This is a genomic window from Sphingomicrobium nitratireducens, assembly GCF_026157035.1.
Lineage (GTDB): Bacteria > Pseudomonadota > Alphaproteobacteria > Sphingomonadales > Sphingomonadaceae > Sphingomicrobium > Sphingomicrobium nitratireducens.
The window spans coordinates 46128-69515 of record NZ_JANJZA010000002.1; the positions used below are offsets into that span (position 1 = coordinate 46128).

Consider the following 23388-nt stretch of genomic DNA (forward strand, 5'->3'; position numbering starts at 1 on the left):
CATTATAGTGGACAAGGGAGCCTTCGGGTTCCGCCCACACGAACAGAAAAGGACGCTTTCATGTCCCATATTCTCTGGAGTCTCGCGACCGTCGTCGGCGTGATCGTTCTCGCGCTGGTGATGCTCCACGTCATCCGCAAGAACAAGGCGAGCGACGTGCCGATCGAACGCACCGAGCGCGCGACCCGCGAGCTCTACGAAGAAGCCGACCAGAAGGACGGCGCCGCCTGACCGCCAGTCTGCCCGCCGTCGTAGAAGACTGGTTCGCGGCGCGCGGCTGGCGCGTGCGCGACCATCAGCGCGCCATGCTGGAGGCGGCCAGGGCGAGCGAGCACGCGCTTCTCGTCGCCGCGACTGGCGCGGGCAAGACGCTGGCGGGTTTCCTTCCCTCGATCGTCGACCTGATCGGGACGCCCACCGACGCCTTGCACACGCTCTACGTCTCGCCGTTGAAGGCGCTCGCGGTCGACGTGCAGCGCAACCTGTTGACCCCGATCGAGGAGATGGGCCTTGCGATCCGTGTCGAGACCCGCTCGGGCGATACGCCGTCCGACCGCAAGGCACGCCAGCGCACGCGGCCCCCGCAAATCCTGCTGACGACGCCCGAAAGCCTCTCGCTGCTCCTATCCTACCCCGACGCGGCGCAGATGTTCGGGGGGCTGAAGACCATCGTCGTCGACGAGATCCACGCCTTCGCCAAGGAGAAACGGGGCGACCTCCTCAGCCTTGCCATGGCGCGCCTCCAGACGCTCGCGCCTGCCATGCGCCGCGTCGGCCTGTCCGCGACCATTTCCGACCCCGACGCCTATCGCAGCTGGCTCGCTCCCGATGCCGATATCGACGCGGTGCGGCTGGTCACGGGCGAACCCGGCGCCAAGCCCGACCTCTCCATCTTCCTTCCCGAAGACGAGCGCATCCCTTGGGGCGGCCACTCGGGCCGCTATGCCGCGCCGCAGCTGCTCGACCTCATTGCCGAGCACAAGACGAGCATCGTCTTCTGCAATACGCGCTCCTTGTGCGAGCTCATTTTCCAGGACTTGTGGGCCGCCAATGACGAGCACCTGCCCATCGGGGTCCACCACGGCAGCCTCGCCATCGAAGCGCGGCGCAAGGCCGAGGCGGCCATGGCCGACGGACGGCTGCGCGCGCTGGTCGCCACCGCGTCGCTCGACATGGGGCTCGACTGGGGCGACGTCGACATGGTCGCGCAGATGGGCGCGCCCAAGGGCAGCTCGCGCTTCCTCCAGCGGATCGGACGCGCCAACCACCGCCTCGACGAGCCTTCCAAGGGCATGATCGTTCCCGGCAACCGCTTCGAGTATCTGGAAGCCCGCGCCTGTCTCGATGCGATCGAGGCTGGCGAGCTCGACCCCGAGCAGTTCCGCCCCGGAGCGCTCGACGTCCTCGCCCAGCATGTCATGGGGATCGCTTGCGCCGGGCCGTTCGAGGAGGGCGCGCTGCTGGCCGAAATCCAGTCCGCCGCACCCTATGCGGGCCTCACGCCCGAGACTTTCCGCCGCGTGCTCGAGTTCAACTCGACCGGCGGCTATTCGCTGAAGGCGTACGACAAGTTCAAGCGGCTGACCGAGGAGGCCCCGGGCCGCTGGCGCCTGTCGCTTCCCAAAATCGCGCAGCAGCACCGCCTCAATGCGGGCGTCATCGTCGACAATCCGATGATGGAGCTGCGCTTCAGGAATGGACGCCGGCTCGGCAAGGTCGAGGAGGGGTTCGGCTCGACGCTGGCGCCCGGCGACTGCTTTTTCTTCTCCGGGCTCAGCCTCGAGGTCGAGGGCTTCAAGGACAGCGACATCATCGTGCGCGCGTCGACGAAGAACGGGCGCATCGTCACTTATGGCGGCCAGCGCATGAGCATGTCGACGCATCTCGCAGAGCGCGTGCGCGGCTTCCTCGCCGACCGCAGCCAGTGGCGCCGCTTTCCCGACGACGTGCGCGAATGGCTCGACATCCAGTCGCAGCGCTCGCTCCTCCCCGAACCAGACCAGCTGCTCGTCGAGACCTTCCCGCGCGACGGGCGCCACTACATGTGCGTCTATTCGTTCGAGGGCTGGAACGCGCACCAGTCGCTCGGCATGCTGGTCACCAAGCGGATGGAGAATGCGGGCCTCAAGCCGCTGTCCTGGGTCGCCAACGACTATGCGCTCGCCGTCTCGAGCCTCGAGCCCGTTGCAGATCCCGCCCCGCTCTTCTCCGCCGATATTCTCGAGGACGAGTTTCGCCAGTGGATCGAGGATTCGCACCTGTTGAAACGCGCCTTCCGCGAAGTCGCGGTGATCGGCGGGCTGGTCGAGCGCCAGCATCCGGGCAAGCGCAAGACCGGGCGGCAGGTCAGCTTCTCGACCGACCTCATCTACGACGTGCTGCGCAAATACGAACCCGACCACTTGCTGCTACGCGCCGCGTGGGAAGACGCCAAGGCGCGCATGACCGAGCTCGGCCGCCTCGCCCGCCTGGTCGAGCGGGCCGCCGACACGCTGGTCCACGTCGAGGCCGAGCGCGTCACCCCGCTCGCCATTCCGCTGATGGTGGTGATCGGCCGCGAGCAGGCGCCGGGCACCACCGCCGACGAAGCGCTGCTGGTCGAGGCCGAAGCGTCGCTGGTCGAGGACGCGATGCGGCTCGACTGAGCGCTTCGAACGCGAAACGATTAAGGACAGGGCAAGCGCGCCGCGCTAGGAACCGCGTCATGCGTATCCTTGTCCTCCCGTTGCTCGCTTTCTCCCTGTCCGGCTGCATCGTCGCGAAGGTCGCCGAGACCGCGGTCGACGTCGCCTCTATCCCCGTCAAGGTCGCGGGCGAAGCGGTCGATGCCGCCACCACCAGCCAGGCCGAAGCCGACCAGAAGCGTGGGAAGGAATTGCGCAAGGCCGAGGAGCGCCACGCCAAGGCGATGCGCGAATGGTCCGAGGAATGCGCGAAGCTGGAAGCGCGCGGACAATCCTGCCCGCCGCGCCCCGTCTTCACCCCGGACGGCTAGTCGGCAGCGTCGGCCGCCTTGGCGACCTCGTAGAGGAAGTCGACATTGGCCTTGGCCTGGCCGACATAGCCCTCGACCCCTTCGATCTCGCTGTCGATCAGGATCCATTCGTCGGGCGCGTGCGCCCCGCCGCCGCGACCCATGCCGAAATGCACCGCCGGCAGGTTGAGCGGCGCGCCGGTGAACATCACGCCGGGCCAGCTGCCCGCATTGCGGACGGTCAGCGCGTATTCGATGTCGTGGGCGTCGTAATAATTCTTGAGTGCCTGCACGAGCACGCTGTCCTCGTCGGTCTGGGTCGGGCTGTACCCGCCCGAGGCGACCAGCTGGATGTCGGTGAAACCCCTTTTGTCGAGATGCGCGCGCAGCTTCGCGACGGCCTCGTCATAGGTCATGTCGGGCACCAGCCTGAGGTCGATCTTGGCTTCCGCGCGGCCCGGCAGCACGGTCTTGCCGCCCGGCCCGGTATAGCCCGCGACCAGCCCCTGGATGTTGACGGTCGGCTGGCCGACCAGACGGATCCATCGCGTGCGCGGGTCCTCGTCGTCGATCCAGGCGACGATGCCGTAGGCCGCCATCATCATCTTGGTCTCATCCTCGTCGTAGAGCTTCATGCCCTCGTCGATGATCTCGAGCTGGCGCTCGCTGAGCGGTTTGACGTTCTCGAACCAGCCGTCGATCGCGGGCGTGTGCCCGTCGTCGGCGACCAGCGTGTCGAGCGCCTTGACCAGCCGCCAGGCAGGGCTGTCGACGATCGCGTGGAGGCTCGAGTGGATGTCCTTCGACGGACCCCGCCCGCCCGCTTCCTGGCTGGCGATCAGCTGCAGTTCGACGACGCCCTTGGCACCCAGCGAAATGTCCGTGTCGCCCTTCAGCCCCTGTCCGCCGCCCGGCATCATGATTCCGATGGCTCCGTCGAGCGCTTGCCGAACCTCGCTCGAGGTCAGCGCCTTGGAGAAATTGGGCGAGCCGATTTCCTCCTCGCCCTCGGCGACCAGCACGAGGTTGACGGGAAGCGGCGTGCCGGTGTCCTTGAACGCTTTCAAGGCAGTCAGGAACGCCATCTCTGGGCCCTTCTGATTGATCGCGCCGCGCCCGATCAGCTGGGTCCCCTCGCCGTCGCGCGGCAGGATCTTTCCTTCGAGCGGCGGGGCGATCCACTCGCTCTCGTCATAATGTTTGACGTCGTACATGAAGTAGATGCCGAGCGTGTGCTCGGCGCCCGCATCGAGGGTCGCGAATACGGCGGGAACCCCGCCCGTCTCGACGATCCTGGCCTCTTGGAAACCGGCGTCACGCGCGAGCTGCGCCATGTATTGAGCGCCCTCCATGTGGTTGATCCCCATGTTGGCGATAGTGGGAAGCGCGATCCAGTCGCGCAGCCGCTCGATCGCCGCGTCGGCATCCGCCTCGATCGCCGCGTCGATCGCCTCGCGGCCCGCATCTGCCGCCTGCGCGCTACTGGCGCACGCCAGCGCGCCAAGGGCCAATATCCACGTCTTCATGGTGCCTCCATTCCCCTACTTTCGGGCGGACACTGGACTGCGGCACCGCTTGTGTCCAGAAGGCGACTAACATGCGTTACTTTCTCGACACCGAATATAACGGCTTCGGCGGCGCGCTCCTGAGCCTTGCGCTCGTGCCCGACGACCCGTCGGACGAGGAATTCTACGCGCGCCTCCACTGCGAGGACCCGATCGAAGCCTGGGTCGAGCGTCACGTCATCCCCTATCTCGACACCGTCCCCGAGGCGCTGCGCTGCGAGCCGGGCAGCCGCGACGCGGTCGCCCATGCGCTCGCCCATTTCCTCGGGCCGCTCGAGGAGGCCGAGATCGTCGCCGACTGGCCCGAGGACCTGGCGCAATTCTCGATGCTGCTGGTAACCGGCCCGGGCGTGATGGTCAGCGTCCCGCCATTGTCGCTGCGCCTGCTCAACCTCTCGGGCTTTTCGACCGCAGCCAACAGCGCGGTGCCGCACAACGCGCTCCATGATGCGCGCGCGCTGCGCGACCACGTCACAAATCACTTGGAGTGAATCGGAAGCGCCGCTTAAGCAAGGTGAATGGTTCCCCTTTCGTTCGCAGGCCGTAACTTTTCCGCATTGCCCTCGGGCGCCCTGTGGTGGCCCGAGCGTTCGGCGTTGCTGGTGGCCGACCTGCACCTCGAAAAGGCGAGCTGGTTCGCGCGCCTGGGGCAATTGCTCCCGCCCCACGATAGCCATGCGACGCTGAGCCTGGTCTCGGCGGACCTCGACGCGACGCAGGCGCGCGCCGTCTTTTGCCTCGGCGACAGTTTCCATGACCGCTTCGGCTGCGACCGGCTCCCGACCGCGGCCCGCGCGCTCCTCACCGCGCTGACCGAGGCAACCGACTGGGTGTGGATCACCGGCAATCACGACGCGGGCTTCATCGACCATTGCGGCGGGCGGATCGAGGAAGAGCTGGTCGAGGACGGCATCGTCCTGCGCCACGAAGCCGAACTGGGCGAAGCGCGCCCCGAGATGAGCGGCCACTTCCATCCCAAGCTGCGGCTCAAGGCACGCGGCCGTCACGTCTCGCGCCGCTGCTTCGTCGCCAGCGAGACCAAGCTGATCCTGCCCGCCTACGGCGCTTTCACCGGCGGGCTCGACGCGGGCCATCCCGAAATCGTCAAGAAGGTCGGCGCGGACGCCGCCGCGCTGGTTCCGGTCAGCGACCGTCTGCTGCGTTTCCCGATCGCCGCCTAGGCGAGACGCGCGCGCCTGAGCCCGCGCACCGACGAGCCGATGAAGAAACCGCCCTCGAGGTCCTCGCGGCGGATGTCGCCTTCGACCGCCTTGCCTTCCGCGAGCAGCCCCGCGCGCAAGACGCCCGGCACCAGCCCGCTCTCGGCCCGAGGCGTCACCAGCGTGCCGTCCTTCTCGACGAACAGGTTGCTGATCGTGCCCTCGGTGAGAAGGCCGTCGGGGCGCTCGAAGATCGTGTCGACGCTGCCATTGGCTTCGCGCGCTTCGTCATAGAAGGCGCGATCGGTGGTCTTGTAGCGCAGGCGGAAGTCGCCCGGATCGACCGGCAGCGGCGCGATGCTGACGGGCACCGGCTCCTCAAGTTGCTGTTCATCGAGCCGGCGTACCTCGATTGCCATCGAGCCGGTCTTCGACAGGAGCAGCCGCACCAGCGAGACGTCGCGCTTGCCGAAAGTCGCCGCCTGCAATTCGTTGCGCGCGTCGTGGCGGTCATAGTCGAAGCCGAGATCGGCCGCCGCCTGCTTCATGCGCGCCAGGTGCGCTTCCAGCGCGACGATCCCTTCGGTCGGGTCGTAACGCATCGTTTCGATCAGGTCGAAGTCGGCTGCAGCCTTGGCCACGAATTCCCCTTTGAGGCGACACTCGGCCCACTCATCGCGTGGGATCGAGTCGACGACAAGACCCGATCCGAGACCGAGCCTCGCCTGTGGCTTTCCGGCCACCCGTTCGAGGGTGCGGATCATCACGTTGAAGGCGGCATCGCCCGCGCTGCCATTCGCGTCCGGCGGCGCGATCCAGCCCATCGAGCCGGTGTAGGCGCCGCGCGCTTCGGGCTCGAGGCGGCGCAGTGCCTGCATTGCCGCGATCTTGGGTGCGCCCGTGACCGATCCGCACGGGAAGATGGTTTTGAGCACGTCGACCGCATCGAGCCCCGGCGCCAGGCGCGCGCCGACCCGCGAGACCATCTGGTGGACAGTCGGGTAGGTTTCGACCGCGAACAGGTCGGGCACCTCGACGCTTCCCGCCTCGGCGACGCGCGCAAGGTCGTTACGCAGCAGGTCGACGATCATCAGGTTTTCCGCGCGCTGCTTCTCGTCGCTGGAAAGCGCGGATTTCAGCGCTTTGTCGACCTCCGGCGTGTCCCCGCGCGGCGCCGTCCCCTTCATCGGTTTTGCTTCGAGACAATTATTTTCAAGGTAAAAGAATTGCTCCGGCGAAAACGATATCAGATCGCGCTCCCCGGTCGAAATCACCCCGCCCCACGGCGCCGCCGCCCGCTCGCGCACCAGCGCGTAAAGCGACAGCGCGTCGCCCCCTGCCATCAGGTCGCATCCGAACGTCAGGTTCGCCTGGTAGTAATCGCCCGCGAACAGCGCCTCGCGCACCTCTTGTGCCGCGGCGAGATAGTCGGCGCGAGAAATACAAGGACGCGGCTCGGTCACCCGCGCCTCCCCGCACGGAAGCGTGGCGACGTCGATCCGTTTGGGCGCGTCGAACAGGCCGAACCAGACAAGCGGCCCGTCGGGCAGGCGCGCATGCTCCTCCAGCGCGGGATCGAGCGCATAGCCCGCCTCGTAAGCGAGATAGCCCGCCGCATGGTGGCCTGCCGCCAGCCCCGCCCGCACGGCCTCCAGCGCAGGCAATACCTCCTCGATCCGCTCGGCGATCACCACCTCGTGAGGCGCCTCGAACAGCAGCGCCTTTGTCCCGGCCCCGGGGCGCGCATCGTCGAACAGGCAGAAGGGCGGCTTCATCCGCATGGCCTAGGAGCCTTGCCCCCATTGCGGCAAGAGCGGCTTTCTGCTGATCTCCGCCGCGACCAGTAGGGGAATCGCACATGTTTCTTGCCACGCTCGCCGCCGCCTTGCTCGCCGCCGGGGCTGCAGACCCTGCGATGGACGCGCGCATCGCCGCGCTGCTCGAACACGCGCCCGTGATCGACGGGCATAACGACCTGCCTTACGCGCTGCGCGAAGCGGGCCGCCTCGATGTCGAAAATCTCGAAAAGGGTACGGAGCCGCTGATGACCGACATGGCGCGGCTCCACGCCGGCGGCGTCGGCGCGCAGCTCTGGTCAGTGTATATCGATGCGGGCATCACCGGCGATGCCGCACTCCACACCACGCTCCAGCAGATCGACATCGTCAGCCGGATGGTCGAGGCCTATCCCGACGATCTTGCCTGGGCGCTGACAGCCGACGGGATCGAGACGGCCATGAAGGACGGCAAGGTCGCCTCGCTGATCGGGGTTGAGGGCGGGCACCAGCTGGGCGGCACGGCCGCAGCGCTGCGCCAATATTACCGGCTCGGCGCACGCTACATGACGCTGACCCACTCCAAGACCACCGACTGGGCCGACAGCGCCACCGACATGCCGGTCTATGGCGGCCTCTCCGACTATGGGCGCCAGGTCGTCGCGGAAATGAACCGCATCGGCATGCTGGTCGACCTGAGCCATGTCAGCGAAGAAGCGATGATGGACGCGCTCGACGCGACCCGCGCACCCGTCATCTTCTCCCACAGCAGCGCACGCGCCATCGGCCATCACCCGCGCAACGTCCCCGATGCGGTCCTCGCCCGCATGACCGACAATGGCGGGGTCGTTATGGTCAACTTCCTTGACGTCTTCATCGATGATTCGGTGTGGAACTGGTACGCGAGCAAGGCCGGTGAGGAGACGCGGCTCGAGCGGATGATGCCGGCCGACCCGGAGGCGCGCGAGGCTGCCCTCGCCGCCTGGGAAAAGGCCCATCCGCGCCCGTCGGTCCCGCTGTCCAAGGTCGCCGACCATGTCGATCATGTCGCGCGCGTCGCGGGGTACGACCATATCGGCCTTGGCGGCGATCTCGACGGGATCGATGTCGCCGCAGGCGGGCTCGGCTCGGTCGACGCCTATCCCTTGCTCCTCGCCGAACTGGCGCGGCGCGGCTGGTCGGACGAAAATCTTGCCAAGCTCACCAGCGGCAATTTCCTGCGCGTACTGCGCGGCGCCGAGGCGACCGCAGCCGCGATGACGGATGAAAAGCCCCTCCTCGACTCGCTGCCGGACGCCGACTAGGGCAGCGCCATGACGACACCTCCCCTGCAGGCGACCATCATCCCGGTGACGCCGCTCCAGCAGAATTGCACGCTTTTCTGGTGCACCGCGACCAACAAGGCGGCGCTGGTCGATCCGGGCGGCGACCTCGACCGGCTCAAGGCGGCGCTCGCCAATACCGGGGCCGAGCTGGAGAAGATCCTCCTCACCCACGGCCATATCGACCATTGCGGGTCGGCCGGCATCCTCGCCGAGGAGATGGGCGTTCCGATCGAGGGGCCGCACGAGGCCGATCGCTTCTGGATTTCCCGCCTCGAGGAAGACGGCGCGCGCTACGGCGTTCCCGGAAAACCGTTCGAAAGCGACCGCTGGCTGAAGGACGGCGACACGGTCAGCGTGGGCGACCTGACCCTGTCGGTGCGCCATTGTCCCGGCCACACGCCAGGCCATGTCGTCTTCCACCACGCGCCGTCCAGGCTGGCGATGGTCGGCGACGTCCTGTTCAAGGGGTCGATCGGGCGCACCGACTTTCCGATGGGCAACCACCAGGACCTCATCGATTCGATCACCGAGCGCCTGTGGCCGATGGGCGGCGACACCCATTTCGTGCCCGGTCACGGACCGATGTCCACCTTCGCCCACGAACGTGCGACCAACCCCTTCGTGGGCGACGCGGCGCTCGCGCGCGCTTGAGCCTTGCAAGGGCGACGAATTCCGCTATAGAGCGCCCCGCAAGCGACGATCCGGCGCCGCCGCGGATTTCCGACGAGCTGGGCGTGGAGAGTCGCATATTTTTTTGGATCCGATTTAGAAACGAGTAGGTGCCGTCATGGCCGTCCCTAAGAGAAAAACCTCGCCCTCGAAGAAGGGCATGCGTCGCAGCCACCACGCGCTGACCCCGGCGAGCTACCAGGAATGCCCGAATTGCGGCGAACTGAAGCGCCCGCACAACCTGTGCTCGGCCTGCGGCCACTATAACGGCCGCGAAATCGTCGCTCCCGCCGACTAAGCGCGTCGCGTAGGCGTAGGCGAAAGAGAGTGGTCGCCAGCCCACGCATTGCCATCGACGCCATGGGTGGCGACGTCGGCCCGGCGACCATGGTCGCCGGGGCCGCGATCGCGCGTCGTCGCGATTCGTCGCTCGTCTTCGACCTTTATGGCGACGAGAGCCTGATCGGCCCCGAACTGGCCGCCCACCCCGGGCTGGCCAGCGCGTGCACGCTCCATCATACCGCCGACGCGATCGAGGCCAGCGAGAAGCCCTCGCGCGCCATCCGCCGCGCCAAGACCACCTCGATGGGCATGGCGATCAACGCGGTGAAGGATGGCAAGGCGCACGCCGCACTGTCGGGCGGCAATACCGGCGCGCTGATGGCTATCGCCAAGCTCGCGCTGCGCACGATGGCCGGAATCGATCGCCCGGCCCTGTCCGCGCTCCTCCCGACCCTGGGCGACACCGACTGCGTGATGCTCGACCTCGGCGCGAATACCGAGTGCGACGCCCAGAACCTCGTCCAGTTCGCGGTGATGGGCTCGGCCTATGCCCGCACGGTGCTCGAAATCGACCGCCCGCGCGTGAAATTGCTCAACATCGGCACCGAGGAACTGAAGGGTACCGACGAGCTCAAGGACGCCGCCGCGATGCTTCGCGAGGCCGACTATCTCCCGTTGCGATTCGACGGCTTCACCGAGGGCGACAAATTGTCGCGCGGCGATGTCGACGTGGTCGTCACCGACGGCTTCTCGGGCAATATCGCATTGAAGACCGCCGAAGGCACCGCGCGCTTCGTCACCGACCTCCTGCGCCGCGCCTTCGAAAGCTCGCTACGGTCCAAGGCCGGGTTCGCGCTCTCGCGTCCCGCGTTCCGGCTTCTCAAGGTCCATCTCGACCCCAACAATCACAATGGCGCGGTCTTCCTCGGGCTGAACGGCCTCGTGGTGAAGAGCCACGGTAGCGCCAACCCCAAGGGCGTGGCCAACGCGATTCGGGTCGCCGCCTCGATGGTACGCAACGACATCACCGACAAGATCGCCGAGGATCTCGACAATTTCCGTGCCCACGCCTTCAACGGCGGGGAAGGCAAGTGACGCTTCGTTCGGTCGTCAGGGGCAGCGGATCCGCCCTGCCCAAGCGGGTCGTCAGCAATGCCGAACTGGCCGAGCAGGTCGACACGTCCGACGAGTGGATCGTCGAGCGCACCGGCATCCGCCAGCGCTACATCGCCGACGATAGCGAGACCACGTCGAGCCTGGCGACCGACGCGGCCCGCAGGGCACTCGAAGCGGCCGGTTTCGACGCGTCGAGCATCGATCTCATCGTCCTAGCCACCGCGACCCCGGACCAGACGTTCCCGGCGACGGCGACCAAGGTGCAGGCCAATCTGGGTATCGCCGACTGCATCGCGTTCGACGTCGCGGCGGTGTGCACCGGTTTCCTCTACGCGCTGACTGTCGCCGATTCGATGCTGCGCGGGGGCAATGCCAAGCGCGCGCTCGTGATCGGCGCGGAAACCTTCAGCCGCATCCTCGACTGGGAGGACCGCGGCACCTGCGTTCTGTTCGGCGACGGGGCGGGCGCGATCGTGCTCGAGGCGGCCGACGAGGACGGCAAGGGCATCCTCGATACCCGCCTCCATGCCGCGGGTCAGCACAACGAGCTTCTCTATGTCGATGGCGGCCCGTCGACGACGAAGACGGTCGGCCATCTGCGCATGCGCGGACGCGAGGTGTTCCGCCACGCGGTGGTCAACCTCGCCGAGGTCCTCACCGAAACCCTCGAAGGCGCAGGACTCACCGCCGCCGACATCGACTGGGTCGTCCCGCATCAGGCCAATGCCCGCATCCTCGACGCTACCGCCAAGAAACTGGGTCTCGACCCGTCCAAGGTCGTGGTCACTGTCGACAAGCACGCGAACACGTCGGCCGCTTCGGTTCCGCTCGCCTTCGACGAAGCCGTTCGCGACGGGCGCATCAAGCCCGGCGACATGGTCGTGATGGAAGCGATGGGCGGCGGGCTGACTTGGGGCGCGGCTGTCCTGCGCTATTGAAATCCCTCGAAAAATGTCCAACAGTCCTTGTACCGTGCAACGCGGTACGAGTTGATTCACCCGGGCTGCCGGTCCGGGAAACGGGGGTGGGAGAGATTACATGGCCGATGCAGGAGTGGCGCGGATGACGCAGAGCGAGGGCGACGATGCGGGTACGATGACGCGTGCCGATCTCGCGGACGTCGTTCACCGCAAGCTGGGCCTGAGCCGCGCCGAGTCGGCAAGCCTCGTCGAACGCGTTCTGTTCCACATGTGCCATTCGCTGTCCGACGGCGACAACGTGAAGCTTTCGGGCTTCGGCAGCTTCATCCTGCGAGACAAGGGCGAGCGGATCGGTCGCAATCCCAAGACCGGCGTCGAAGTGCCGATCGCGCCGCGCCGCGTGATGACCTTCCGCGCCAGCCAGATCATGCGCGACAAGATCTCGGGCTGATCGCCGGATGGCTCCCGAGGGCAAGGATGCGGGCGCCTTCCTCACGATCGGGGAATTGAGCGAGGAACTGGGCGTCGCCCAGCACATCCTGCGCTACTGGGAAACCAAGTTCGCCCAATTGAAACCGCTCAAGCGCGCGGGCAACCGCCGCTATTATCGCCCGGCCGATGTCGACTTGGCGCGGCGGATCCATCGGCTCCTCAATGCGGAGGGCTATACGGTCAAGGGCGCACAGAAGGCGCTACGGTCGAAGGACGATGAGCAGCCGACGCTGGCACCTGCGCCGACGCCCTCGCCCGCACCGGTCGCTGCGCCCGCATCGCCTTCCGTCGACCTGCACCGACTTCGCGACATTCGCGACCGGCTGGCCGACGCGCTGCGTTCCTAGAGGTCTCTCGGCCGCACGAAGCGGACCAGGCGTCCCGACCCGGCCCCCACGTCGCTCCAGCGCGGGAGCGCAATTTCGCACAGGGCAGCTGTCGGGTATTTTTCCCGCAAATGCGCCCATTCCTTGCCGTCACCATCTCCCACGAGGTCGGTTGCGAGCCAATGCATCCCGGGGTTGTGACCGGCGATCAGGAGGCGCGACACGTCCGCGTCCATGCCCCTCACGATCCCCATCAGGCGCGCGATCGAGGCACCGTAGAGCTGCTGGTCGAAGTGCGGTTCGGGCAGTCGCGGGCATGTCTCTCGCACGCCCCTGAGCGTCTCGACGACGCGGCGCGCGGGGCTGGCGACCACCCTTTCCACGGGATCGAGGGTGGCAAGCAAGGTCCCAACCCGAGGCGCGGCCTCGCGCCCGCGTTCGTTGAGGGGACGGTCGAAGTCGGGCAGCCCGGCGTGGCTCCAGTCGGACTTGGCGTGACGCAACAGGAGCAATTCAGGCATCGTTCGTCTCCGTCGGCGCCGCGACGGTCGCGGCCATTCCGGCGGCGACACGCGCGACCACCTCGTCCAGCGGGAGCCGGTGCACCGCAACACCTTCGGGGAAGGCGGTAAGCAGGCGCGACGGCATTGCCGCCGACAGGATCACGAACTGGCCGCTGTCGCCGGCCCGTCGCACCAAACGCCCGTAGGCCTGCCGCAGTTTCGCGCGCACCACTTCGTCGTCGTAATCACGCCCGCCATGTGCCAGCCTCCGCGCCGCGTGGAGCACGGTCGGGCGCGGCCACGGCACGCGCTCCATCACCACCAGCCGCAGCGAGCGTCCGGGCACGTCGACCCCGTCGCGCAGCGCGTCGGTGCCGAGAAGGCTGGAACGAGGATCGTCGCGGAACATGTCGACCAGCGTGCCGGTGTCGATCGGGTCGACATGCTGCGCGTAGAGCGGCAGCCCCGCGCGGGCCAAGCGGTCGGCGATCCGCGCATGGACGGCGCGCAGCCGCTTGATCGCGGTGAACAGTCCGAGCGTGCCTCCGCCCGCCGCCTCGATCAGTCTGGCATAGGCGCCGGCGAGCGTGGGCAGGTCGCCCTGGCGAATATCGGTCGCGACCAGCACTTCGGTCGCACGCGGATAATCGAACGGACTTTCGGCCTCGAATTCGTTCGGGCGCTGGTCGAGATGCGCCGCCCCGGTGCGCGCCCGCGCGCGCTCCCAGCCCTCCGCCCCCTTGAGCGTCGCCGAAGTGACGACCACGCCATGCGCGGGTTCGAGCACCGCGCGCGCCAACGGCCGCGTCGGATCGAGCCAGTGGCGGCGGATGCCGATGTCGTATTCGCGCGCCTCGACCCGGTCGATCGCGAGCCAGTCGACGAAATCCGGATCGCTCGGCCCGCCGATCCGCCCCAGCATCGCCATCCACGCGGTCAGCGTCTCGCGTCGCCAGCCGAGCGAGAGGATCGACCCTTCGACCCGCGCGCGCGCCTGGCTGTCGAGCCAGTCGGGCGTTTCCTCGAGCACCGCTTCGAGCCTGCGCGACAGGGTCGCGAGCGGCTTGGCGATCGCTTCGAGCGCTTCGAGCGCCGCGCCCGCCGCCGCGACCAATTTTCCGTCCACCTCGGCCAGCTCGGTCTCGATCCCGTAGCCCGCATCCTCGGCCTTGGCGCGCGCATAGGTCATCGAGCGCACCTCGGCGAACAACGTCTCGATCGGCCCCCACGGATCACCCTCGCCGATCCGGCCGAGCCAGCCGTCGCTATTGAGCGCGCGCGCCGCCTCGATCGCGTCCTCGAGCGCGCGCCCGCCTTCCTCGTCGTAGCTAGCGACGTCCATCAGCCGCGCCGCCAGTCCGCGCCTGCGCCCGCGCGCCTTGCCCTCGGGGCCGATGATCCAGCGCCTCAGTTCGATCGCCTCACGCCCGGTCAAGGCGGCGGCGAAGGTCGAATCGGCGGCGTCGAACAAATGATGCCCCTCGTCGAACACGATTCGCGTCGGCGCGCCGGGCTTGGCGCGCGCGGCGTTGACCATCACCAGCGCGTGGTTGGCGATGACGAGGTCGGCTTCGCGCCCGGCCCGCTCGGCGCGCTCGATGAAGCAGCGGCGATAATGCGCGCAGCCGGCATAGACGCATTCGCCACGCCGGTCGGTGAGTGCGGTCGCCCCCGCGCGGCGAAACAGGCTCGGCAGCCAGCCCGGCAGGTCGCCGCCGACCATGTCGCCGTCCTTGGTATAGGCCGCCCAGCGCGCGACCAGCTGCGCGAGGATCGCCGCGCGGCCCGAAAAGCCGCCCTGCATCGCATCCTCGAGGTTGAGCAGGCACAGGTAATTCTCGCGCCCCTTGCGCACGACGATGCGCCGCTTGCGCTCCTCCTCGTCGGGAAACAGGCGGTGCCCCTCGGCATCGAGCTGGCGCTGCAGCGCCTTGGTGTAGGTCGACACCCACACCGTCCCGCCCGCTTCCTCGGCCCACAGCGAAGCGGGCGCGAGATAGGCGAGCGTCTTGCCGATCCCGGTGCCCGCGTCGGCGAGCAACAGGTTGGGCCGCCCCGGCTCCTTGCGCGGATCGAAGGCGCGCGCCGCCTCCGCCGCCATCGCCTGCTGGCCCTCGCGCGGCTCGGCCCCCTCGCCTGCCAACCGCGCCAGTCGCCGCTTGGCCGCCTCGCCGTCAATCGAGATGGTGCGCGGCGGCATCGGCTCGGGCGCCTCTTCCCATTCGGGCAGGCGCGAGAAGAGCGAGCGTTCCGCCTGCCCCGGCACTTCCAGCCGCTGCGCGATGAAATTGGCCCAGCCCCAGCCGTGCCGCTGGAGCGTGCGCGCGACCGTCCAGGCGCCCTCGCGCTCGGCCCATTCGGCCTCCCCCAACCGTTCGAGCAATGCGCCTGCGATGGCCGCCAGGCTGAGCGCTTCCTCGCGCTCGTCGCGCGGCGCGGCCAGCCCCGAAGCACGCGCCATCCCCGCCACCGTAGGCACGGCGAAGCGCGTTGGATGGATGAAGGCGAACAGTTCGAGGAGGTCGAGGCCGGAGAGATCGGGGTAGCCGAGGCGCTGGCCCACCAGCGGTGCGTTCAAGAGGATATGCGGCGTCTCGGCCGCCCGCGCGACCGCCTCGCCGCGCGTCAGGCGCGAGACGTCGCCGCGCGCATCGACCCGCCAGATGCCGGCATGGGTCGCATGGAGCGCGGGAAGGGGAAGCGGTTCGGCCACTTCCCCTCTCTGCAACGCTGGGAACGAAAGGGCAACGAGGGCTTCGCGCCCCCGCGCGACCTATTCCTCGTGAACCGTCGTGGTCGTGCGCGTCACCTCGCCCTCGGCAGGCTCCTTGAGCTTGGTGTTGGTGACGGTCGACATGATCCCGATGCCGAGCAGCACGATCGCGCCGATCCCGACCCACATGGGCGGCACGCCGAGCGAAATCGCGCCGTAGGCCAGCCCGCCGAGCAGGACGAGGAAACCGATGAAATAGACACCCGATGAAGACATGGTTCTTCTCCTTTTGGGAGAATTTACGCCTGCGGAACGATCGGGTTCCCGATTGTCCCGCCCTTGCACTGCAACAGCGAGCGCCCTAGCAGACGCAGCATGACCATCGACCCCGCGATCCGCGACGCCGCGCGCGTCTCCAAGGCCTGGCCCTACGAGGAAGCCCGCAAGCTCCTCAAACGCTGGCCCGACGGAAAGCCCGACGGGGCGCCGATGGTGTTCGAGACCGGTTACGGCCCCTCGGGCCTGCCGCATATCGGGACCTTCAACGAGGTGCTGCGCACCACGATGGTTCGCCGCGCCTACGAGGAACTGACCGGCGGCGCGCCGACCCGGCTGATCGCGTTCAGTGACGACATGGACGGGCTGCGCAAGGTGCCCGACAACGTGCCCCAGCAGGACATGCTCGCCGAGCATCTCGGCAAGCCCCTGTCGCGCATCCCCAATCCCTTCGACACGAACGACGAGAGCTTCGCGCATCACAACAATGCGATGCTGCGCCGCTTCCTCGACGATTACGGGTTCGATTACGACTTCGTCGCCGCCTCCGATTGCTACAATTCGGGCCGCTTCGACGAGGCGCTGAAGAACGTCCTCAAACACAACCAGGACATTCTCGACATCATGCTCCCGACGCTGCGCGAGGAGCGCCGCGCCACCTATTCGCCGATCCTGCCCGTCTCGCCCACTACCGGCCGCGTGCTGCAGGTGCCGGTCGAGGTGCTCGATGCCGACACCGGCATGATTGCCTTCGCCGACGAGGACGGCACCCGCGTCGAGCAGTCCGCGCTCGGCGGGCAGGCCAAGTGCCAGTGGAAGGTCGACTGGGCGATGCGCTGGGTCGCGCTCGGCGTCGACTACGAGATGTACGGCAAGGACCTGACCGATTCAGGCGTCCAGTCGGGCCGCATCGCCAAGGTTCTCGGCGGCCGCAAGCCCGAGGGACTCATCTACGAGATGTTCCTCGACGAGAAGGGCGAGAAGATCTCCAAGTCGAAGGGCAACGGCCTCTCGATCGAGGAGTGGCTGACCTATGGCAGCCAGGAAAGCCTCGCCTTCTACATCTACCGCGAACCCAAGAAGGCGAAGAACCTTCACCTTGGTCTGGTCCCTCGTGCGGTCGACGAATATTGGCAGTTTCGCGGGAATTATTCGGACCAGGAAGCCGACAAGAAGCTCGGCAACCCGGTCCACCACATCCATGCCGGCAAAGTGCCGGACAAGGCGCTCCCGCTTACCTTCGGGCTGCTCCTCAACCTCGTCTCGCTCCCGGGCGTGCAGGACAAGGAGATCGCGTGGAAATTCGTCCAGCGCTACGCCCCCGACAGCGCGCCCGAGACCGATCCCGAACTCGACGAGCTGATCGGCCTTGCGGTCAACTATGCGCGCGATTTCGTGGTGCCGGGGCTGAAGCGCCGCGCGCCGGTCGCTCACGAGGTCGATGCGCTCAAGGATCTCGATGCGGAGCTCGCCAAGGTCGACGAGGACATGGCCGCCGAGGATATCCAGACGATCGTGTTCGAGGTCGGCAAGCGCCACCCGTTCGAGAGCCTGCGCGACTGGTTCAAGGCGCTCTACGAGACGCTGCTGGGCTCCGAGCAGGGCCCGCGCATGGGCAGCTTCATCGCGCTCTATGGCGTCGAGAACAGCCGCAAGCTGATCGCCGACGCGCTCGACATGGCGGGCTGAACCGCACTAGGGTCGCGGGGCACCGGAAGGAGCCTGCCGTGACACGAGCTTTCGTCCCGATCGCAGTTTTGGTCGCGCTCCTCGTAGGATGCGGCACCAGCGCCACGACCGCACCGCCCAAGTCTTCCGAGCGCTCGGTCCGTCCCGATCTTTATGCCTGCGAGGGCTGCGAGGCAGCCTACGATCGCGAGCCGACCGGTTCGAGCGCGTCGATGGCACCGGCCGGCGAGCCCGGCGAGACGCTGGTCATCGAGGGAACGGTGTTCGACCCGAGCGGCACGCGTCCGGTCCCGGGCGTCGTGATATACGCCTACCAGACCGATGCCGAGGGCCTCTATTCGCGCGGCACCGATGAAAACGAATGGAGCCGCCGTCATGGCCTGCTGCGCGGCTGGGTGCGCACCGACGAGCAGGGGCGCTACCGTTTCGAGACGATCAAGCCCGCTCCCTACCCGGACCAGTCTTTCCCGGCCCATGTCCACCTCACCGTGCTCGAGCCAGGCAAGCCGCCCTACTGGATCGACGACATCGTGTTTGCAGGCGAGGCATTCGTCGACCAGGCCTATAGTGCCGCGCGCGAGAATCGTGGCGGAGACGGGATCGTCTCCTTGTCACGCACCGAGGACGGACGACTCCTCGCCGAGCGCGACATCGTTCTCGAACCCCATCCGGCAGGCTGACGCCTAGTCGTTCTGGACCGGATCGGTGGGCTGCTTGCCGCCGTCGGTCGGCCCGGCATTAGGCGGCTGCGGACCCTTTTCCTTCTGGCCGATGGCGTTGGCCTCGTTGCCTTTCTGGCTATCGGGCTGGTTGGTCTGGTCCTGAGGTCCGGTCGACGCGATCGAAGGACCGCCGGTGCGCGCTTGAGCGGGGTTGGAATTGACGTTGGCCATGGGGAACCTCCTTTTCGCCCTACCAATGGGCGGGTCCGGCGCGCGGTTCCCAAGAGAAAGGGCGCCCGACCAAACGGCCGGACGCCCTCATTTCAAGCAGCTCGTGGAGCCTACCAGAAGAAATCGTAGATCACGTCCACCACTTCACCGGAGTAGGTGTCGACGAGCAGCGCATCGTCATAATAACGCACCCAGCGATACGGACCCCAGGCCGGCGGAAGCCGGTACATCCAGGGATCGTCGATCCAGTAGGTGCGGCCGTAAAAGGCTGGCCACAGGCGGAAGCCGCGGTCGAAACGGCGATAGTTCCAGCCGAACGGATCGACGTAGAAGGAAAGCCGGAAGATTGACCGGTGGCGGTCGCGATAATGGCGCCAGTCGTAACGGCTGTCGTTGCGCCAGTGGTTCGACCAGCGATGACCGTCATGATAGCGGCGGTCGCCATCGCGATATCCGTCGCGATGACCGTCCCGATACCCGTCGCGATGCGCGGTTTCGGTCGACGAGGTGCGACTGATCGTGTCGTTCTTCGTGGGCGCCGGCTCGTTGCGCGCGACGCGCGAGATGCGGCTCAGCCGGTCCTCGCGGCGCTCGGCGCGCTCGAGGCGATTGTCGGTACGGCGCTCGGCCCGCTGGGCGCGTTCGAGCGTGCGGTCGCCGCGCTGTTCGATGCGACTGCCCTCGCCGGCACGGTCGCTGCGACGCTCGATACGCTGGGCGCGCTGGAGTGTCCGGTCACCGGCACTTTCGCGGCGCTCGGCGCGATCGACCCGTCGCTCGCTGCGCGACTTTGCCGCGCTTTCCTTGCGGTCCGATGATTTCTTGATCCGATCGGAGCGCTCGGTGCGCCTGTCCCGGTCGGTGTCGGCATTGGCGGCGGTCGGAACGACCATCGCCAGCGCCAGGGTGGAGAGCAGCAGAGTTTTCTTCATGCGGCTCGACTCCTTTCTACTTACGCAAACTGTCGACCCTCTGTTGTTTACAAGGTGGAATCTGCAACCTGACCCTGCGCTGAATTAATCCGAAGGCTTTTCCGGTGTGGATTCCATGTCACGCGCGGTGCCCTCGCCCGTAGGCGGGGCCGCTGCGGCCATCGACCTTGCCGCGCGTGCGATCGCCTTCCTCGCCCGTGCGCCCGACCCGCACGGACAGCGAACGGGAATCGCCGCAAGCGTGGCCTCGTCCGGCGCGGCATCGGTTTCGAGCAGGGCGACGGCCGACAGGATGAAGGCCGGGTCGCAAGTACCGCACTGGCTGACCCCTTCCTCGATCCACGCGCGCTGGACCGCATGGCCCGCGCCCTCGCTCAACCCTTCGATGGTCGTGACCACCGCGCCTTCCATGCTCGCGATCGACTGACGGCAGGAGCGCACTGGCCTCCCGTCGACCAGAACCGTGCAGGCGTGGCACGAGCCGTCGCTGCACCCATGCTTGGCGCCGGTGAGATTGGCCGCCTCGCGCAGCGCGAACAGGAGCGGCGTTTCGGGGTCGAGGTCGAAACCCACGGGATCGCCATTGAGGAGCATGCGCGTCATGGATCGGACGCTAGGCGAGCGCTGGCGGCTTGCAAAGCGCCTCGCTCCTGCCATCATCGCCGCCATGGCGAGCATCGACACCGACCTGGGCCGTATCGGCTATCTCGAAACCGCGCCGCGCGAGCCGCAGGGCTTGCCCGTCCTGTTCCTCCACGGTGTCGGTTCGGACAAGAGCGTCTGGCAGCCGCAACTCGACCATTTCGGCGCCGCTCGCCGCGCCGTCGCCGCCGATTATCCCGGTTATGGCGAGAGCGCGTTCGTCGATGGTGCGGGGCATGACGATTTCGCGCGGGCGATGGTCGCGTTGCTCGATGCGCTGGAGATCGGGCGTGCCCATGTCTGCGGCCTATCGCTCGGCGGCGTGGTGGCCATCGCGATGGCCGCGCTAGAACCCGGGCGGGTCGCCAGCCTCGTCCTCGCCGACAGTTTCGCGGTCCACCCCGACGGCCAAGGGATCCACGACCGCTCGCTCGCCGCGGCCGCCGAGCTCGGCATGCGCGGGCTGGCGCAAGCCCGCGTCGACATGCTGGTCGCGCCCGACCCGCCTCCGGGCCTTCGCGAGGAGGTGATCGAGACGATGGCGAGGATCGACCCGGCCTCCTACGCGCTCGGCGCCAAGGCTGTCTGGCTCGCCGACCAGCGCGAGCGCGCCGCGGCGATCGCTTGCCCGACGCTCGTCCTGTGCGGCGAGGAGGATCGGATCACCCCGCCCGACCTGTCGGTCGAGTTGGCCCGGTCGATCGGCGGCGCCACGCTCGGCCTGATCGAGGGTGCGGGGCACCTTTCCAACGCCGAGGAGGCGGAGGCCTTTAACCTTGTCGTGGAGGATTTTCTCTCCGATCTGAACTGAAAAGCCCAAGGTTACCGGTGCTTTAACCCTGTCCTTTAGGCGGGTGTTCGCCTTGTCCTGCGACAAGCGGACCCATGAAGAAGTCCGCCCATACCCGCTTCGCCCTTGGCGCCCTTGTCGCGTCGACGCTCGCAGCAATGCCGGGCTCGGCGTTGGCCGAGACGAGTGCGGATATGGGCGGCACCAGCCTTGCGCTGGCGGCCCGCACCCAGAACAGCGCGAAGACCCAGGCCATTCTTGGCGGCGGGTCCGCGCTGGCGGCGCTGCTCCAGCAGCAGGGCGTCAAGGTGACCGATGCGTCGGGCGCGCTGCCGCGTCCGGCGGCCAGCCCGACCTTCGGCACCAAGGCGCCGACTTCAAGGTACTTCCAGCCCGCGCCCGCGTCGCGCGCCGCGCACCCGGGCCGTCCCGACGTGTTCGGCAGCGTCGCGATCGAGGTCGAGCGCACGCCGTTCGACGCGCGCTGGCGTTCTGTCGCGCACAGCCCCGTGTCGGGCCGCGCGGCGCAATACGCCCGCACGATGCGCAACGTGTCGGACGCCGAGGCGATCGATCGCATCAACCGCTATGTCAACGCCCGCGTCACCTTCGTCGAAGATCGCGACCAGTATCGCACCGCCGACCGCTGGGCCGCGGCCAGCCAGACGCTCGCGCGCGGTCGCGGCGACTGCGAGGACTATGCGATCGCCAAGATGCAGATGCTGCGTTCGGCGGGGTTCGCCTCGAAGGACCTCTATCTCGTCGTCCTCAAGGACCTCGTGCGCCGCCAGGACCATGCCGTGCTCGTCGTGCGTGCCGGCGGAAAATTCTGGGTGCTCGACAACGGTACGGACCGCGTGATGGACGCCGCCGACGTCCAGGATTATCGCCCCATCCTCACCTATTCGGCCGGCCGCAGCTGGACCCACGGCTACCAGCGTTACGACGACGCCGTGCCCCCGCTGACCCTCGCCAGCGCCATGCCTGCCTTGAAGGACGGTCAGCGGATCGCGCTGGCCGACATCATGCCGGTGCGCCCCGCCGCCAATCGCTGATCAGCGTTCGCGAAGCGCCTCGCTGCGGGCCTTGTTGAGCGGCTTGAGCAAGTAGACCAGCACGCTTTTCTTGCCGGTGATGATCTGCGTCGAGGTCATCATGCCCGGCGTGATCGGAAGCTGTTTGCCGGCTGCCATCAGATAGGCCTTGTCGGTCTCCACGATGACGTTGAAATAGGCTTCGCGCTCGACTTCGTCGTAGATGCTGTCGGCCGACACCTCGACCACCTGCCCGTCGAGCCCGCCATAGGTCGAGAAATCGTAGGCGGTGACCGTCACCAGCGCCTTGTCGCCGACCTTCACGAAGGCGATGTCCTTCGGGCTTACGCGCGTTTCGACAAGCAGCTTGTCGCCGACTGGCACCACTTCCATCACGCTTTCGCCCGCCTGGACGAAGCCGCCGATGGTGGTGACCGCGAGATTGTTGACCACGCCGTCGACCGGCGAGCGTAGTTCGGTGCGGCTCACGCGTCCCTGCGCGCCGCGCAACGACTGTTCGTTGACCGCGATGCGTTCGGCCACGCGGCTACGCTCGTCGAGCGCTTCCTGCTGGAAGGTCGCGCGCGCTTCCGACGCCTGTGCCAGCGCCTCGTTCACCGCCGCCGCCGCACGTCCGCGCTGCTCGCGCGCCGCGGCGATGCGGCCTTCGAGATCGACGACCTCGCGCTGCGCATCGGCGAGTTCGGTGACGGGCACGATGTTCTTGGCCGCCAGCGGTTCGAGACGGCGGACATTGTCGCGCGCCAGCGAGAGCGAGCGCGTCAGGCTGTTGATGGTGGCATCCGCTTCGGCCATGTCGCGCCGCGACTGGTTGGCCTGCGCATTGAGCGCGGCCACCCGGCTTCCCAGCGCCGACCGCCGTGCCGCCGAAAGCGCGCTCTCGTCCGAGCAGCTGGCGCCCTCGCACTGGATGCTCCCGCCGACACCTTCCGCACGCAGACGCGCCTCGCGTGCCTGGAGCGAGCGGGTCTCGGCTTCGATCTGGCCGAGTTCGGACGCGGACTGCGTGTCGTCGAGACGCGCAAGCAGCTGGCCCTTCTCGACCCGCTGGCCAGAGCGCACGAGCAGTTCGTCGACCACCGCGGGTTCGGACGCCTGGATCAGCTGCACCTTGCTCGACGGGATGACCTGTCCGTTTCCGCGCGTGACCTCGTCGACCTGCGCGATCGAGGCCCACAGGATGAAGACGATGAAACCGAGCGCGGCGATCATGATCGTGCGGCGCGCAGCGCTCATCGGCCTTGCCGACTTGGGGCGGTCAGTGATGAAGGAAAAGGCGTTCATTTGTGTA

General features: G+C 67.6%; 25 protein-coding genes. 16 read left to right on the forward strand and 9 right to left on the reverse strand.

Annotated features, from left to right (window positions below; translation table 11 throughout):
- Positions 1-60 precede the first annotated feature (60 nt).
- From NNY25_RS10895 to NNY25_RS10905, 3 genes are read left to right on the forward strand one after another with little or no spacing between them, the layout of a single operon-like run.
- A complete protein-coding gene (locus NNY25_RS10895; RefSeq protein WP_265571608.1) occupies positions 61-231 on the forward strand; it encodes a hypothetical protein in 171 nt (56 codons plus the stop codon).
- The gene (locus NNY25_RS10900; protein WP_265571655.1) at positions 228-2645 is read left to right on the forward strand and encodes a ligase-associated DNA damage response DEXH box helicase; all 2418 of its coding nucleotides are present in this window, start codon (positions 228-230) and stop codon (positions 2643-2645) included. Before NNY25_RS10895 ends, NNY25_RS10900 begins: the two co-directional genes overlap by 4 nt.
- A gap of 59 nt (positions 2646-2704) precedes the next feature.
- A complete protein-coding gene (locus NNY25_RS10905; protein WP_265571609.1) occupies positions 2705-2995 on the forward strand; it encodes a hypothetical protein in 291 nt (96 codons plus the stop codon).
- Here NNY25_RS10905 and NNY25_RS10910 read toward each other — a convergent pair.
- Positions 2992-4500, reverse strand: coding sequence for a M20/M25/M40 family metallo-hydrolase (locus NNY25_RS10910; protein WP_265571610.1), 1509 nt, complete (start codon positions 4498-4500; stop codon positions 2992-2994). The two genes, NNY25_RS10905 and NNY25_RS10910, sit on opposite strands and share 4 nt — an antisense overlap.
- A 71-nt stretch (positions 4501-4571) precedes the next feature.
- On the opposite strand from NNY25_RS10910, the gene NNY25_RS10915 reads away from it, so the two are divergent.
- Positions 4572-5030: a hypothetical protein gene (locus NNY25_RS10915; protein WP_265571611.1), complete on the forward strand. Its 459-nt coding sequence runs from the start codon at positions 4572-4574 to the stop codon at positions 5028-5030.
- A 27-nt stretch (positions 5031-5057) separates the two neighbouring features.
- On the forward strand, positions 5058-5720 hold the full coding sequence (gene pdeM, locus NNY25_RS10920; RefSeq protein WP_265571612.1) for a ligase-associated DNA damage response endonuclease PdeM: 663 nt from the start codon (positions 5058-5060) through the stop codon (positions 5718-5720).
- On the opposite strand, the gene pabB is transcribed toward pdeM, so the two are convergent.
- Positions 5717-7474 (reverse strand): aminodeoxychorismate synthase component I, encoded by a 1758-nt coding sequence (gene pabB, locus NNY25_RS10925; protein WP_338112499.1) that lies wholly within the window; start codon positions 7472-7474, stop codon positions 5717-5719. The genes pdeM and pabB overlap by 4 nt on opposite strands.
- An 83-nt stretch (positions 7475-7557) precedes the next feature.
- Between pabB and NNY25_RS10930 the strand changes: the two genes are divergently transcribed.
- The 7 genes from NNY25_RS10930 to NNY25_RS10960 all read left to right on the forward strand — a co-directional run bounded on the left by NNY25_RS10930 (position 7558) and on the right by NNY25_RS10960 (position 12625).
- On the forward strand, positions 7558-8778 hold the full coding sequence (locus NNY25_RS10930) for a dipeptidase (RefSeq protein WP_265571614.1): 1221 nt from the start codon (positions 7558-7560) through the stop codon (positions 8776-8778).
- Positions 8779-8787: 9 nt separating this feature from the next.
- A complete protein-coding gene (locus NNY25_RS10935; protein ID WP_276591825.1) occupies positions 8788-9450 on the forward strand; it encodes an MBL fold metallo-hydrolase in 663 nt (220 codons plus the stop codon).
- Between the two features lie 136 nt (positions 9451-9586).
- Positions 9587-9766 carry a 50S ribosomal protein L32 gene (gene rpmF / locus NNY25_RS10940; protein ID WP_265571615.1) on the forward strand — a complete coding sequence of 60 codons (180 nt, stop codon included), beginning with the start codon at positions 9587-9589 and terminating at the stop codon, positions 9764-9766.
- Between the two features lie 29 nt (positions 9767-9795).
- On the forward strand, positions 9796-10845 hold the full coding sequence (gene plsX / locus NNY25_RS10945) for a phosphate acyltransferase PlsX (RefSeq protein WP_265571616.1): 1050 nt from the start codon (positions 9796-9798) through the stop codon (positions 10843-10845).
- Entirely contained in the window at positions 10842-11804 is a 963-nt protein-coding gene (locus NNY25_RS10950) for a beta-ketoacyl-ACP synthase III (RefSeq protein ID WP_265571617.1), read from the forward strand. Before plsX ends, NNY25_RS10950 begins: the two co-directional genes overlap by 4 nt.
- A 100-nt stretch (positions 11805-11904) precedes the next feature.
- Entirely contained in the window at positions 11905-12237 is a 333-nt protein-coding gene (locus tag NNY25_RS10955) for an integration host factor subunit alpha (protein WP_265571618.1), read from the forward strand.
- 7 nt (positions 12238-12244) lie between these two features.
- A complete protein-coding gene (locus NNY25_RS10960; RefSeq protein WP_265571619.1) occupies positions 12245-12625 on the forward strand; it encodes a MerR family transcriptional regulator in 381 nt (126 codons plus the stop codon).
- On the opposite strand, the gene NNY25_RS10965 is transcribed toward NNY25_RS10960, so the two are convergent.
- Genes NNY25_RS10965 through NNY25_RS10975 form a run of 3 tightly spaced genes read right to left on the reverse strand, consistent with a single transcriptional unit; the run spans position 12622 to position 16096 of the window.
- Positions 12622-13125, reverse strand: a complete 504-nt coding sequence (locus NNY25_RS10965; RefSeq protein WP_265571621.1) for a SixA phosphatase family protein — start codon at positions 13123-13125, stop codon at positions 12622-12624. The genes NNY25_RS10960 and NNY25_RS10965 overlap by 4 nt on opposite strands.
- Positions 13118-15820 (reverse strand): ATP-dependent DNA helicase, encoded by a 2703-nt coding sequence (locus NNY25_RS10970; protein ID WP_265571622.1) that lies wholly within the window; start codon positions 15818-15820, stop codon positions 13118-13120. The genes NNY25_RS10965 and NNY25_RS10970 overlap by 8 nt, the downstream gene beginning before the upstream one ends.
- Before the next feature lie 60 nt (positions 15821-15880).
- Positions 15881-16096, reverse strand: a complete 216-nt coding sequence (locus tag NNY25_RS10975; protein WP_265571623.1) for a hypothetical protein — start codon at positions 16094-16096, stop codon at positions 15881-15883.
- Positions 16097-16195: 99 nt separating this feature from the next.
- Here NNY25_RS10975 and NNY25_RS10980 point away from each other — a divergent pair, with 99 nt between their 5' ends.
- Complete coding sequence (locus NNY25_RS10980; RefSeq protein ID WP_265571624.1) at positions 16196-17785, forward strand: lysine--tRNA ligase; 1590 nt, start codon at positions 16196-16198, stop codon at positions 17783-17785.
- A gap of 38 nt (positions 17786-17823) precedes the next feature.
- A complete protein-coding gene (locus NNY25_RS10985; protein ID WP_265571625.1) occupies positions 17824-18465 on the forward strand; it encodes a dioxygenase family protein in 642 nt (213 codons plus the stop codon).
- A 3-nt stretch (positions 18466-18468) separates the two neighbouring features.
- On the opposite strand, the gene NNY25_RS10990 is transcribed toward NNY25_RS10985, so the two are convergent.
- The 3 genes from NNY25_RS10990 to NNY25_RS11000 form a co-directional block, all read right to left on the reverse strand.
- Positions 18469-18678 carry a hypothetical protein gene (locus tag NNY25_RS10990; RefSeq protein ID WP_265571626.1) on the reverse strand — a complete coding sequence of 70 codons (210 nt, stop codon included), beginning with the start codon at positions 18676-18678 and terminating at the stop codon, positions 18469-18471.
- Between the two features lie 110 nt (positions 18679-18788).
- Positions 18789-19610 (reverse strand): RcnB family protein, encoded by an 822-nt coding sequence (locus NNY25_RS10995; RefSeq protein ID WP_265571628.1) that lies wholly within the window; start codon positions 19608-19610, stop codon positions 18789-18791.
- 84 nt (positions 19611-19694) lie between these two features.
- Entirely contained in the window at positions 19695-20213 is a 519-nt protein-coding gene (locus tag NNY25_RS11000) for a (2Fe-2S)-binding protein (protein ID WP_265571629.1), read from the reverse strand.
- On the opposite strand from NNY25_RS11000, the gene NNY25_RS11005 reads away from it, so the two are divergent.
- Both NNY25_RS11005 and NNY25_RS11010 read left to right on the forward strand, forming a co-directional pair.
- Complete coding sequence (locus tag NNY25_RS11005) at positions 20212-21063, forward strand: alpha/beta fold hydrolase (RefSeq protein ID WP_265571630.1); 852 nt, start codon at positions 20212-20214, stop codon at positions 21061-21063. The genes NNY25_RS11000 and NNY25_RS11005 overlap by 2 nt on opposite strands.
- Before the next feature lie 74 nt (positions 21064-21137).
- Complete coding sequence (locus tag NNY25_RS11010; RefSeq protein ID WP_265571631.1) at positions 21138-22097, forward strand: transglutaminase-like cysteine peptidase; 960 nt, start codon at positions 21138-21140, stop codon at positions 22095-22097.
- On the opposite strand, the gene NNY25_RS11015 is transcribed toward NNY25_RS11010, so the two are convergent.
- Positions 22098-23381: an HlyD family type I secretion periplasmic adaptor subunit gene (locus tag NNY25_RS11015; RefSeq protein WP_265571632.1), complete on the reverse strand. Its 1284-nt coding sequence runs from the start codon at positions 23379-23381 to the stop codon at positions 22098-22100.
- Positions 23382-23388: the final 7 nt, after the last annotated feature.

What these genes read in the sequence shown, in the direction of transcription:
- NNY25_RS10895 (WP_265571608.1), top strand. Translation starts at nt 61, where the DNA reads ATGTCCCATATTCTCTGGAGTCTCGCGACCGTCGTCGGCGTGATCGTT.
- NNY25_RS10980 (WP_265571624.1), top strand. Translation starts at nt 16,196, where the DNA reads ATGACCATCGACCCCGCGATCCGCGACGCCGCGCGCGTCTCCAAGGCC.
- NNY25_RS10930 (WP_265571614.1), top strand. Translation starts at nt 7,558, where the DNA reads ATGTTTCTTGCCACGCTCGCCGCCGCCTTGCTCGCCGCCGGGGCTGCA.
- pabB (WP_338112499.1), bottom strand. Translation starts at nt 7,474, where the DNA reads ATGAAGCCGCCCTTCTGCCTGTTCGACGATGCGCGCCCCGGGGCCGGG.
- NNY25_RS11015 (WP_265571632.1), bottom strand. Translation starts at nt 23,381, where the DNA reads ATGAACGCCTTTTCCTTCATCACTGACCGCCCCAAGTCGGCAAGGCCG.
- NNY25_RS10965 (WP_265571621.1), bottom strand. Translation starts at nt 13,125, where the DNA reads ATGCCTGAATTGCTCCTGTTGCGTCACGCCAAGTCCGACTGGAGCCAC.
- NNY25_RS11005 (WP_265571630.1), top strand. Translation starts at nt 20,212, where the DNA reads ATGGATCGGACGCTAGGCGAGCGCTGGCGGCTTGCAAAGCGCCTCGCT.
- NNY25_RS11010 (WP_265571631.1), top strand. Translation starts at nt 21,138, where the DNA reads ATGAAGAAGTCCGCCCATACCCGCTTCGCCCTTGGCGCCCTTGTCGCG.
- NNY25_RS10935 (WP_276591825.1), top strand. Translation starts at nt 8,788, where the DNA reads ATGACGACACCTCCCCTGCAGGCGACCATCATCCCGGTGACGCCGCTC.
- NNY25_RS10910 (WP_265571610.1), bottom strand. Translation starts at nt 4,500, where the DNA reads ATGAAGACGTGGATATTGGCCCTTGGCGCGCTGGCGTGCGCCAGTAGC.
- NNY25_RS10955 (WP_265571618.1), top strand. Translation starts at nt 11,905, where the DNA reads ATGGCCGATGCAGGAGTGGCGCGGATGACGCAGAGCGAGGGCGACGAT.
- NNY25_RS11000 (WP_265571629.1), bottom strand. Translation starts at nt 20,213, where the DNA reads ATGACGCGCATGCTCCTCAATGGCGATCCCGTGGGTTTCGACCTCGAC.
- NNY25_RS10995 (WP_265571628.1), bottom strand. Translation starts at nt 19,610, where the DNA reads ATGAAGAAAACTCTGCTGCTCTCCACCCTGGCGCTGGCGATGGTCGTT.
- rpmF (WP_265571615.1), top strand. Translation starts at nt 9,587, where the DNA reads ATGGCCGTCCCTAAGAGAAAAACCTCGCCCTCGAAGAAGGGCATGCGT.
- NNY25_RS10905 (WP_265571609.1), top strand. Translation starts at nt 2,705, where the DNA reads ATGCGTATCCTTGTCCTCCCGTTGCTCGCTTTCTCCCTGTCCGGCTGC.
- NNY25_RS10960 (WP_265571619.1), top strand. Translation starts at nt 12,245, where the DNA reads ATGGCTCCCGAGGGCAAGGATGCGGGCGCCTTCCTCACGATCGGGGAA.
- NNY25_RS10975 (WP_265571623.1), bottom strand. Translation starts at nt 16,096, where the DNA reads ATGTCTTCATCGGGTGTCTATTTCATCGGTTTCCTCGTCCTGCTCGGC.
- pdeM (WP_265571612.1), top strand. Translation starts at nt 5,058, where the DNA reads ATGGTTCCCCTTTCGTTCGCAGGCCGTAACTTTTCCGCATTGCCCTCG.
- NNY25_RS10990 (WP_265571626.1), bottom strand. Translation starts at nt 18,678, where the DNA reads ATGGCCAACGTCAATTCCAACCCCGCTCAAGCGCGCACCGGCGGTCCT.
- NNY25_RS10915 (WP_265571611.1), top strand. Translation starts at nt 4,572, where the DNA reads ATGCGTTACTTTCTCGACACCGAATATAACGGCTTCGGCGGCGCGCTC.